At 68.3% G+C, this 10,803-nt stretch carries 10 protein-coding genes; 7 read left to right on the forward strand and 3 right to left on the reverse strand.

From position 1 onward, the window contains the following. The 3 genes from Q0741_RS24525 to Q0741_RS24535 form a co-directional block, all read left to right on the forward strand. Window positions 1-192, forward strand: a 192-nt coding sequence (locus Q0741_RS24525; RefSeq protein ID WP_298235819.1) for a hypothetical protein, incomplete at its 5' end; no start/stop codon positions are given. Continuing rightward, the gene (tnpB, locus tag Q0741_RS24530; RefSeq protein WP_298235820.1) at window positions 189-428 is read left to right on the forward strand and encodes an IS66 family insertion sequence element accessory protein TnpB; all 240 of its coding nucleotides are present in this window, start codon (window positions 189-191) and stop codon (window positions 426-428) included. The genes Q0741_RS24525 and tnpB, both read left to right, overlap by 4 nt. Before the next feature lie 69 nt (window positions 429-497). After that, complete coding sequence (locus Q0741_RS24535) at window positions 498-2,069, forward strand: IS66 family transposase (protein WP_298235821.1); 1,572 nt, start codon at window positions 498-500, stop codon at window positions 2,067-2,069. 692 nt (window positions 2,070-2,761) lie between these two features. On the opposite strand, the gene rpmG is transcribed toward Q0741_RS24535, so the two are convergent. The 3 genes from rpmG to trxB form a co-directional block, all read right to left on the reverse strand. Then, window positions 2,762-2,932: a 50S ribosomal protein L33 gene (rpmG, locus tag Q0741_RS24540; RefSeq protein WP_028998879.1), complete on the reverse strand. Its 171-nt coding sequence runs from the start codon at window positions 2,930-2,932 to the stop codon at window positions 2,762-2,764. Between the two features lie 29 nt (window positions 2,933-2,961). Then, window positions 2,962-3,195, reverse strand: coding sequence for a 50S ribosomal protein L28 (gene rpmB, locus Q0741_RS24545; RefSeq protein ID WP_028998878.1), 234 nt, complete (start codon window positions 3,193-3,195; stop codon window positions 2,962-2,964). A 295-nt stretch (window positions 3,196-3,490) separates the two neighbouring features. Beyond that, window positions 3,491-4,447 carry a thioredoxin-disulfide reductase gene (gene trxB / locus Q0741_RS24550; RefSeq protein ID WP_298235822.1) on the reverse strand — a complete coding sequence of 319 codons (957 nt, stop codon included), beginning with the start codon at window positions 4,445-4,447 and terminating at the stop codon, window positions 3,491-3,493. A gap of 208 nt (window positions 4,448-4,655) precedes the next feature. On the opposite strand from trxB, the gene Q0741_RS24555 reads away from it, so the two are divergent. The 4 genes from Q0741_RS24555 to Q0741_RS24570 all read left to right on the forward strand — a co-directional run bounded on the left by Q0741_RS24555 (window position 4,656) and on the right by Q0741_RS24570 (window position 10,522). Further along, entirely contained in the window at window positions 4,656-5,327 is a 672-nt protein-coding gene (locus tag Q0741_RS24555) for a Crp/Fnr family transcriptional regulator (protein ID WP_298235823.1), read from the forward strand. Between the two features lie 133 nt (window positions 5,328-5,460). After that, window positions 5,461-8,154: a DNA translocase FtsK gene (locus tag Q0741_RS24560; protein ID WP_298235824.1), complete on the forward strand. Its 2,694-nt coding sequence runs from the start codon at window positions 5,461-5,463 to the stop codon at window positions 8,152-8,154. Window positions 8,155-8,162: 8 nt separating this feature from the next. Next, entirely contained in the window at window positions 8,163-8,837 is a 675-nt protein-coding gene (lolA, locus tag Q0741_RS24565) for an outer membrane lipoprotein chaperone LolA (protein ID WP_298235825.1), read from the forward strand. A 344-nt stretch (window positions 8,838-9,181) separates the two neighbouring features. Then, on the forward strand, window positions 9,182-10,522 hold the full coding sequence (locus Q0741_RS24570) for a replication-associated recombination protein A (RefSeq protein ID WP_298235826.1): 1,341 nt from the start codon (window positions 9,182-9,184) through the stop codon (window positions 10,520-10,522). Window positions 10,523-10,803 lie beyond the last annotated feature (281 nt).

Genomic DNA, 10,803 nt, shown 5'->3' on the forward strand with positions numbered 1-10,803 from the left:
CCTGCGTCACAAAGCTGCGTGGGAAAGACGCGGTGGAAAAGCGCTGGAGACAACACCCGTGGCGAAGCCCAGCCGGGGTGCCACGGCTGCACGCTTACGGTCGAGATCGGTGCGGCGCTCGTGCGGCTGCGCGGCACGGTGGACGAGGCCAGCGTGCGCTGCGTGTTGCAGGCGCTGCTGGAGCTGCGGTGATCGGGCTGCCCGCCGGGACGCGCGTGTGGCTGGTGGCCGGCCACACGGATATGCGCAAGGGCTTCGACGGCCAGGGCCTGATGCTGCTGTCCAAGCGGCTCGAACGCGGGCGCTTCGTCTGGCCCCAGGCGACCTCGGGCAGCGTCTCGCTGACGCCGGCGCAGCTGTCGATGCTGCTGGAGGGCATCGACTGGCGCATGCCGATGCGCACGCACACACCTGAGCTCGCTGCCTGAGCCGCGCGTGTTGCACACGGCTCACGAACCCGCTGGTCAGCCGCCGCGCGGCGCGGCACAGTAGGGCCCATGCCGCTGCCGCCTGGGCCCCACACCGTCGAGTCGCTGCTGCGCGTCATCGAGGCGCGCGATGCGGAACTGGTGCTGCTCAAGCTCATGAACGAGAAGCTGCGGCTGCAGCTGGCGCGCCGCGTCCGGGACCAGTACGGCGCTTCCAGCGAGCGCTTCCATGACGGCCAGCGCACGCTTATCGAAGCCGCGCCACTGTCGCCGGAACTGCCACCGCTGCCCAAGGTGGCGCCGGCACCGGCAGCCAATGCGCCGGCCTTGGACCGCAGCCTGCCCACGCACCTGCCGCGCGAGGAACTGGTGCACCGTGCGCCGGCGACGCACGCCCACCACGACAGCGCCGGCCAGGCCTGCGGCTGCAGCGCGTGCGGCGGCCGGCTGCGCCGCATCGGCGCCGACGTGTCGGAACAGCTGGAGTACGTGCCCTCCCGCTTCAAGGTCATCCGCCATGTGCGGCCGAAGCTCGCCTGCGTGAAGTGCCAGACGATCTTCCAGGCCGAAGCACCGAGCCGTCCCATCGTGCGCGGCATCGCTGGGGCGGCCTTCATGGCGCACGTGATGGTCTCGAAGTATTGCGACCACATCCCCCTCTACCGCCAGAGCCGGATCAACGCGCGCAGCGGTGTGCACATCGACCGCTCCACGCTGGCGCGCTGGGTGGGCCAGGGCGAGAAGCTACTGGACCCGTTGCTGACCGCCCTGGGCCGCTACGTGCTGGCGGCCGAGAAGCTGCACGCCGACGACACGCCCGTGCCGGTGCTCTCGCCCGGCAAGGGCAAGACCAAGGAAGGCCGGCGGTGGGTCTACGTGCGCGACGACCGCCCGGCGGCGAGCGAGGAGCCGCCGGCCGCGTGGTTCCAGTACTCGCCCGACCGTGAAGGCCGCCACCCGCGCGAGCACCTGGAGAAGTTCCGCGGCATCCTGCAGGCCGACGGCTACGGTGGCTGGCTGCAGCTCTACAGGCAGGGGCAGGCCGTCGAGGCAGCATGCTGGGCCCACGCGAGGCGACCCTGGTGGGAGCTGTACGTCAGCACCGGGCGCAGCGAGGACTCGGTGGCGGCCCAGGCGCTGCGGCGCATCAAGGCGCTCTACGCCATCGAGGAGGACATCCGCGGGCAGCCGTCGGACGTCAGGTGCGCGCACCGCCAGGCCCGAGCCGGCCCGCTGCTGCAGGAGTACCACGACTGGCTCACGGGCATGGTGGGTCGCGTGTCGAGGAAGTCGGACCTGGCGCAGGCCATCGCCTACTCGCTCACGCGCTGGCAAGCCCTCACGCGCTACCGCGACGACGGCCGCATCGAGATCGACAACTCGGCGGCCGAACGTGCCCTGCGCGGGGTGGCCATTGGACGCGGCAATTACCTCTTCCTGGGCTCGGACGCCGGCGGCGACCGCGCCGCGGCCATGTACAGCCTGGTGGAGACGGCCAAGCTCAACGGGCTGGACCCGGAGGCCTACCTGCGCGCGGTGTTCGAGCGCATCGCCGAGCACCGCATCGACCGCGTCCACGAGCTGCGCCCGCCCTGGAACATCGGCCGCGGCGAGCCGCTGCCGCAGCGCCAGGCCGCCTGAGAATAGCGGCCCAAGGCCGGCCGCGCGGGTGCGCCGGCGCGGTACTCCAGGGAGACGACGGCGGTGGACACGCAAGGCCCCAACCCCAAGCTCATTGATGCGCTCAGCCAAGCCAGCAGCCTGGAGCTGTTCCAGCTCAGCACCATCATCGACCGCATGCTGGCCGACCCGCGCCGCATCATCGCCGTGCGAGCCAACATGCACCTGGGCCAGACGGTGCGCTTCCTCGACTGGCACGACGGGTGCATGCGCAGCGGCAAGGTCGTGGCCATGCGTGACCACCAGGTGACGCTGCACGAGACCGACGCGCGGCGCGAGTGGAAGCTGCCCTACGCCGCCATCGAACCGCCACCGGCCGGGGAGACTTCCGCTGCGGCGAGAAGGTGTCGTTCGAGGACCGCTACATGCAGACCCAGATCGGCACCATCGTGCGGATCAACCAGCGCACCGCGACGGTCGAAACCCCGGACGGCCCGGGCTGGCGGGTGCCGTTCCGCCTGCTGCGTCACGTCGTCGATATATGACTTCGGTGGCCTGCGCCAGTAGGGTGCAGGTGCCACGCTTACGAGCAGGGGGCTGTCGACCTTTGTTCGCATCCAGGCCCACGCGAAGCCGCAGGTGCTCCAATTGGTCATGCCCAAAAGAAAAGGCCCGCTACTGCGGGCCTTCCTCATGCGCGAGACCTGGGCAGGTCACTTCAGCTTGATTTCCTTGTACAGAACGTGCTTGCGCGCCTTGGGATCGAACTTCATGAATTCGAGCTTTTCGGGCGTCGTCTTCTTGTTCTTGTTGGTCGTGTAGAAGTGACCCGTGCCGGCCGTCGATTCCAGCTTGATCTTCTCGCGTCCGCCTTTGGTGGCCATGATGTGCTCCTAGTGGTTGCGGCGGCTGATTACAGCTCGCCCTTGGCGCGCAGGTCGGCGACGACCTGGTCGATGCCGACCTTGTCGATCAGGCGCAGCGCGGCGTTGGAGACGCGCAGACGGATGAAGCGGTTCTCGCTTTCCATCCAGAAGCGGCGGTACTGCAGATTCGGCAGGAAGCGACGCTTGGTTTTGTTGTTGGCGTGGGAGACGTTATTCCCCACCATCGGGCGCTTGCCCGTGACTTGACAGACGCGTGCCATGACGCTTCTCCACTTTCTCTCGGATTTCGGGAGCGGTACGCAGCGCAGGAGACCGGCAACTTCAGCCCATCCATGGGTCAGGCTTGGCCCAGCCCCCTGATGCACACCCTTCGAGGACTCGCGCCGATGTCCGGATCATGAGATCCCGGAACCACAGGCGAGTCACTTCTCGGCAAAGACGGCGATTATAGCCATAAACGGCCAAGCTCTGGTGCGAGGGCTTGAGCCGCGGCCGGGAATCGCCTCGTCCTGCACGGCGCGGCGGCTCCAGGTCGGCCGCCGTGGGGGCTTTTTGTCAGGCCTGCTGTTCCAGGAAACGCTGTGCGTCCAGAGCCGCCATGCAGCCGGTGCCGGCGCTGGTGATGGCCTGGCGGTAGACATGGTCCTGCACGTCGCCGGCGGCGAAGACGCCGGGCACGCTGGTCATGGTGGCGAAGCCTTCAGAGCCGTTGCGGGTGAGAATGTAGCCGTCCTTCATCTCCAACTGACCTTCGAAGATCTGCGTGTTGGGTTGGTGGCCCACGGCGATGAACACGCCCTGCAGCTTCAGCTCCTTGGTGGAGCCATCCTGCGCATTGCGCAGCCGGACGCCGGTAACGCCGCTCTGGTCGCCCAGCACCTCATCCAGCGTGTGCCACAGGTGCAGTTCGATCTTGCCGGCGGCCACCTTCTCCATGACCTTGTCCACGAGGATGGGCTCGGCGCGGAACTTGTCGCGTCGGTGGATCAGGTGGACCTTGGCGGCGATGTTGGAGAGGTAGAGCGCATCCTCCACCGCCGTGTTGCCACCGCCAACCACGCACGCTTCCTGATCGCGGTAGAAGAAGCCGTCGCAGGTAGCGCAGCCCGAGACGCCGCGGCCCATGAACGCTTCCTCGCTGGGCAGGCCCAGGTACTTGGCGCTGGCGCCGGTGGCGATGACGAGCGTGTCGCAGGTGTAGGTGCCCGAGTCGCCCTTGAGCGTGAACGGGCGGCGGCTGAAGTCCACCGCGTTGATGTGATCGAACACGATCTGCGTGTTGAAGCGCTCGGCATGCTGCTGGAAGCGCTGCATCAGGTCCGGACCCATTACGCCGGCGACGTCGGCGGGCCAGTTGTCCACCTCGGTGGTGGTCATGAGCTGGCCTCCTTGGGCCATGCCCGTTACCAGCACGGGCTTGAGGTTGGCGCGGGCAGCGTAGATGGCGGCGGTGTAGCCGGCAGGGCCGGAGCCCAGGATCAAAACCTGGGCATGGAGGGTGCTGTCGTTCATGGCGGTGGGGTTTCTTGGAAGTCCGGTGCGGCGCGCGTGGCCGCTTCCGGGCGCGAAGTCTGACATGCCGCTTTGACGCCTGAATTTGGGCTTCTCAAACGCCACAATAGCCACTAGGTGCAGTGGAGGATTCAGCAGTGAGTCATCACACTGTGACCTCACGCGTGGCGCACGAGCTGTCGTGGTGCCGTTTCTAGAAAGGATGCCGATGTCGCTGCTGCTGTCGAACCTGGACCTGATCCGTCGGGTACCGCTGTTCTCGCTGTTGACCACCGAACAGGCGCAGACCATTGCTGACAGCGTCGTAAAGCGACGCTTCCGACGTGGTGAGCTGGTGGTGGAGCAGGGCCGCAAGAGCAATGCGCTGTTCATTCTGCTCAATGGCCGGGCGCGGGTGCTTACCGCCGACGCGCGCGGGCGCGAGGTGATCCTGGCCGTACTGCAGGCCGGGGATTACGTGGGCGAGATGAGTCTCATCGACAACGAGCCCCACTCCGCCACTGTGCGGGCCGAGGTGCAGACCGACATGCTGATCCTGGGCCGCCAGGAGTTCGCGCGCTGTCTGCCCGAAGGATCGAGCCTGGCCTACGCGATTCTGCGCGGCTTGGTGGCGCGGCTGCGCAATGCCGACCGCCAGATCGAATCGCTGGCGCTGCTGGACGTGTATGGCCGCGTGGCGCGTACGCTGCTGGACATGGCTGAGGACGACAACGGCGTGAAAGTGATCCGTGGCAAGGTTTCGCGCCAGGACATGGCCAAAGTCGTGGGTGCCTCGCGCGAGATGGTCAGCCGCGTCATGAAAGACCTGGAAGAGCGCGGGATGATCGAAACGCAGGAAAGCGGCGCCGTCGTCCTCAAGGAACGGCTGCTGGCCGACTGATGTCCTGAGGCAGCCAGCCGCCTGTGGCCGCCCCGGGTGTGCGTGCTGCCGCACGGGTCCTGCCTGCCACGTGCTGAACGTATCCGGTGGTGAGCGCGGTAATGGGGCAAGGCGGCCAGGCCACAATTCGGGGATGAGCTTTCCGCTGGGTTCCCTCAACGAGTCCCCTTCCAACACCTACCGGCGTCGCCCCGGCGTGTCCACCGAAACCACCCTGCCTGCGCCGCCCCGTTGGCGCACGCAGCTGTGGCTCACGGGCGGCGCGATCCTGGGGCTGCTTGGCCTGCTGGCGTTGATCACGCACGACGCCGCCGATCCGGGTTTTTCCACTTCAGGCGACGGGCGTCCCCTGGTGAACAACCAGGTCGGCTTGCTAGGTGCCTGGGCGGCGGACCTGGGCCTGTTTCTGTTCGGCTGGTCCGTGTGGTGGTTGCCCATCATCGGCGTGCGGCTGTGGCTGGGCACGCTGGCGCGGCTGCTTCGAGGGGAGAGCGGTCCGCCACCGCGGCGGCTGGCGTTCTGCCTCGGCGTGGTGTTGCTGATAGCCGCGAGCTGCGCGCTGGAGTGGACGCGGCTGTACCGCTGGGAATCCGGGCTACCTGGCCATGCCGGGGGGGTACTGGGCTACCTGCTGGGCCCCTGGAGCCTTAAATGGCTTGGCTTTGCCGGATCGGGCGTGGCCTGGATCGTGACGCTGGTACTGGGTCTGGGACTATCGCTGCGCTTCTCCTGGGTAGCGCTGGCCGACCGCATCGGCGGCGTCGTGGAAGGCTTGGCGGAGGGTGTGCGCCAGGGGGTCGACGGCACGCTGGATCGCCTGGCCGGCCGCCGCGCCCTGCGCCAGCGCGAGCGTGAGGGCCGCGCCGCGCGCCAGGGTCAGGAAGCGCATTCGATCCGCATCGACCCGCCGCTGCAGGAGGAGCCGCCGGCCGCCGCCGAGGAGCCGCCGCCGCGCCCGGCACGGCGGCGCGCCGCGCCCGTGAAGTCCGTGGACCTCGTCGAGCCGGTGCTGGTGGACCTGCAGGACGTGATCGAAGCGCCCACGCCGCCTGCCGCGGCCCCGGCGGCTGAGGATGTGGTGGACCTGGCGCCCAGCGCCGCAGCCAACGTTGCTGCAGCCCCTACCGCCGCCGAGCCCCGGCCGCCCGTAGCCGTCGATCCGCCCTGGGCCGATACCGCCGCCGGCCTCGATCTGGACGACGCCGAGTCCACGCCGCAGCCGCCCCGGCCTGCACCTGCGAAACCCGCCGTTGCCGCTCCTCCCGCCGCTAAGGCGCCCGCGAAGCCGATGGCCGTGGTGGCGCCGATGCCGCGCGCCATCGTCAACGACGACGCCGTGCTGCCGCAGGTTGATCTGCTCGATGCTCCGCCGGCGCAGCGCGAGAGCGTCTCGCCCGAGACGCTGGAGATGACCTCGCGCCTGATCGAGAAAAAGCTCAAGGATTTCGGTGTGGAGGTGCGCGTGGTGGCGGCCTCGCCGGGGCCGGTGATCACGCGCTACGAGATCGAGCCCGCCACGGGCGTGAAGGGCTCGCAGATCGTCAACCTGGCCAAGGACCTGTCGCGCTCGCTGAGCCTGGTGAGCATCCGCGTGGTGGAAACCATTCCCGGCCGTACCACCATGGCGCTGGAGCTGCCCAACGCGCGGCGCCAGATGATCCGCCTGACCGAGATCCTGGACTCACGCGCCTACCGCGAGGCGCAGTCGCTGCTGTCCATTGGCCTGGGCAAGGACATCGTGGGTGCGCCCGTAGTGGCCGACCTGGCCAAGATGCCGCACTGCCTGGTGGCCGGCACCACCGGCTCGGGCAAGTCGGTGGGCATCAACGCCATGATCCTGTCGCTGCTCTACAAGGCCGAGGCCGACGAGGTGCGGCTGATCCTCATCGACCCGAAGATGCTGGAGATGAGCGTCTACGAGGGCATTCCGCACCTGCTGTGCCCGGTGGTGACGGACATGAAGCAGGCCGCCAACGCGCTCAACTGGTGCGTGGGCGAGATGGAGCGCCGCTACAAGCTCATGTCCAAGCTCGGCGTGCGCAACCTCGCCGGCTACAACAAGAAGATCGACGAGGCCGCTGAGCGTGAGGAGCACATCCCCAATCCGTTCAGCCTCACGCCAGAAGAGCCCGAGCCGCTGGAGCGGCTGCCCTTCGTGGTGGTCGTCATCGACGAACTGGCCGACCTGATGATGGTGGTGGGCAAGAAGATCGAGGAGCTCATCGCCCGTCTGGCGCAGAAGGCGCGCGCCGCCGGCATCCATCTCGTGCTTGCCACCCAGCGCCCCAGCGTGGACGTGATCACGGGCCTGATCAAGGCCAACATCCCGACGCGCCTGTCCTTCCAGGTCAGCTCCAAGATCGACTCGCGCACCATCCTCGACCAGATGGGCGCCGAGGCGTTGCTGGGGCAGGGCGACATGCTCTACCTCACGCCCGGCGGCGGCATCCCGGTGCGCGTGCACGGCGCCTTCGTTTCCGACGAGGAAGTGCACCGCGTGGTGGACTTCCTCAAGCAGCAGGGCGAGCCCAACTACATCGAGGGCATCCTGGAGGGTGGCGTGCTGGAGAGCGACGGCGGCAACGGCGTCACCAGCATCGGCGGCAGCGTGGACAGCGACGGCGAGTCCGACCCGATGTACGACCAGGCCGTGGCCATCGTGCTGCAGCACAAGCGCGCTTCCATCTCGCTGGTGCAGCGCCACCTGCGCATCGGCTACAACCGCGCCGCGCGGCTGCTGGAACAAATGGAAAAGTCCGGCCTCGTATCAGCCATGGCCACCAACGGCAACCGGGACATCATCGTCCCCAAGCGGGAAGAGGTATGAGCGAGGGCATGAGCAGCAGCACGAACGACACCCAGCGCGGTGCGGGCCGCATCGGTGCGGGCCTGGGCCGGCGCTTGGCCCGCCCGCTAGCGGCCGCGGCGCTGTTGCTGGCCGCCGCGGGCGCGGCGCGCGCCGACGCGGTGGAGGCGCTGCGCGAGTTCGTGCGCGAGGCCAAGACCGGCCGCGCCGCCTTCAGCCAGACCGTGACCGCGCCCGACGGTGCCAAGAAGAAGAGTTCCAGCGGCAGCTTCGAGTTCGCGCGCCCGAACCGCTTCCGCTTCGAGTACCGCAAGCCCTACGAGCAACTCATCGTGGGCGACGGACAGAAAGTGTGGATCTTCGACGCCGACCTGCAGCAGGCCAGTGCGCGGCCGCTGGCGCAGGCGCTGGGCTCCACGCCGGCGGCGCTGCTGGCCGGCGGCGCACTGGAAAAGGATTTCAACCTCTCCAACCTGCCTTCGGCGCAGGGGCTGGACTGGGTGCAGGCCACGCCGCGCGACAAGGAAACGGCCTTCCAGTCGCTGCGCGTGGCGTTCAAGGGTCGCACCCTGGCGGCCATCGAGATCGTGGACAGCTTTGGCCAGCACTCGCGGCTGGACTTCAGCGAACTGGTCACCAACGTCCCCGTCGCCCCCGAGAGCTTCAGGTTCGTGCCGCCCAAAGGGGTGGCGGTGGTGGAGTAAGGCGCCGCGCAGCGGCGCGCCAGCCGCTGCTTCGTGGTTGGTCTGAATGCCGATGAATTGGTTGCTGTTGACACCTACGCTGCGGTGGCGCTGCTGCCGGTGTCCGTGGCCATCGGCTTCATCGCCCTGTTTCGACGGGCAGTACTTCACGGCGTGGTGGTAGTGACCTGCCGCAGCCAGTTGCGGGCACAAGCAGTTCCTTGCGCGGGGCATGGATCCCTGCGGGCCGACGACGTACTGTGGGCAGGGACGGGTTGGCGGTTTTAGAGGTTGAAGAGCGGACACGTGCCGCGGTCATGGGCGGCTCGCGGGAGGGCTGGAAGGCCACTGCGACAATCCGGTGCATGAATTCTCAGGACTCGCTTTTCGGGCCCGAGGCGCCCGCCGCGCCCGTGGCGCATGCGACACCGGGCGTTCCGCTGGCCGAGCGGCTGCGTCCGCACAGCCTGGATGAGGTCATCGGCCAGCAGCACCTGCTGGGGCCGGGCAAGCCGCTGCGCCGGGCCTTCGAAACCGGGCGGCTGCATTCGATGATCCTGTGGGGCCCGCCGGGCGTGGGCAAGACCACGCTGGCGCGGCTGATGGCGCAGGCATTCGACGCCGAGTTCATCGTCATCTCGGCGGTGCTGGGCGGGGTCAAGGAAATCCGCGAGGCGGTGGAGCGCGCCCGCGCCGCGCAGGCCAACACGCGCGCGGCGGTGGTGTTCGTGGACGAGGTGCACCGCTTCAACAAGGCGCAGCAGGACGCCTTCCTGCCGCACGTGGAGTCGGGGCTGTTCACCTTCATCGGCGCCACGACCGAGAACCCCAGTTTCGAAGTCAACGCAGCGTTGCTGTCGCGCGCCACGGTGCACGTGCTCAAGGCGCTCGGCGACGAGGACATGGGCCAGCTCATCCAGCGGGCGCTGGCCGCACTGCGAGCGCCTCCGATGTCCGAGGCGGCGCAGGCGCGGCTGATCGGCTATGCCGACGGCGACGCGCGCCGGTTGCTCAATGCGCTGGAGAACCTGGTGGCGCTGGCCGGCGACGCGGCCGAGCTCGACGAAGCGCTGCTGGAGCGCACGCTGGGCGAGCAGTTGCGCCGCTATGACAAGGGCGGCGACCAGTTCTACGACAGCATCTCCGCGCTGCACAAGTCGGTGCGCGGCTCCGACCCCGACGCCACGCTGTACTGGCTGGCGCGCATGCTCGACGGTGGCGCGGATCCGCGCTACGTGGCGCGGCGCATCATCCGCATGGCCGCCGAGGACATCGGCCTGGCCGACCCGCGCGCGCTGCGCCTGGCACTGGATGCGGCCGAAACTTACGAGCGCCTCGGCTCACCCGAAGGCGAGCTGGCGCTGGCCGAGGCCGCGGTCTATCTGGCGGTGGCGCCGAAGTCCAACGCCGTCTACAAGGCCTGGGGGGCGGTGCGCGCCTTCGTGAAGCGCGACGGCACCCGGCCGGTGCCCCTGCACCTGCGCAATGCACCCACCGCGCTCATGAAACAGCTCGACCATGGGCGCGGCTACCGCTACGCGCATGACGAGGAGGGCGGCTTCGCCGCGGGTGAGCGCTACCTGCCCGATGGCGTGCAGGAGCGCTTCTACGAGCCCGTGCCGCGTGGGCTGGAAATCAAGATCGGTGACAAGCTCGCGCAGCTGCGCCGTCTGGACGCCGCAGCGCGTGAAGATGACGACCGTTGAGCACTTTTGATGTAAACGAAGTTTTCACTACTTGACTCGCATCGCGAGGGCAACTCCCAGGCTGAGGGTGTGGTCGGCACACCTACAATCCGCCGTTTTTCGGCTGCCGGCCCCGTTCACCAGGGGGCCGGCATGGCCTGTGCGTATCCCCCGCACGGCCGCGACCCGGACGAGCCGAGAACAGGCGCCAGCCACGCGCCGGCAGTAAGCAGCAGGAGATCCCTCGGATGGACATTTTTCTTCAGCAGATCATCAATGGTCTGGTGCTGGGCAGCATGTAC

It is taken from the genome of uncultured Azohydromonas sp., assembly GCF_937926365.1.
Classification (GTDB): domain Bacteria; phylum Pseudomonadota; class Gammaproteobacteria; order Burkholderiales; family Burkholderiaceae_C; genus Azohydromonas.

Excerpts from the sequence above, each read along its gene's own strand:
- Q0741_RS24570 (WP_298235826.1), top strand. The coding sequence starts at position 9,182 with ATGAATTCTCAGGACTCGCTTTTCGGGCCCGAGGCGCCCGCCGCGCCC.
- rpmG (WP_028998879.1), bottom strand. The coding sequence starts at position 2,932 with ATGGCCACCAAAGGCGGACGCGAGAAGATCAAGCTGGAATCGACGGCC.
- rpmB (WP_028998878.1), bottom strand. The coding sequence starts at position 3,195 with ATGGCACGCGTCTGTCAAGTCACGGGCAAGCGCCCGATGGTGGGGAAT.
- trxB (WP_298235822.1), bottom strand. The coding sequence starts at position 4,447 with ATGAACGACAGCACCCTCCATGCCCAGGTTTTGATCCTGGGCTCCGGC.
- Q0741_RS24555 (WP_298235823.1), top strand. The coding sequence starts at position 4,656 with ATGTCGCTGCTGCTGTCGAACCTGGACCTGATCCGTCGGGTACCGCTG.
- lolA (WP_298235825.1), top strand. The coding sequence starts at position 8,163 with ATGAGCAGCAGCACGAACGACACCCAGCGCGGTGCGGGCCGCATCGGT.
- Q0741_RS24535 (WP_298235821.1), top strand. The coding sequence starts at position 498 with ATGCCGCTGCCGCCTGGGCCCCACACCGTCGAGTCGCTGCTGCGCGTC.
- Q0741_RS24560 (WP_298235824.1), top strand. The coding sequence starts at position 5,461 with ATGAGCTTTCCGCTGGGTTCCCTCAACGAGTCCCCTTCCAACACCTAC.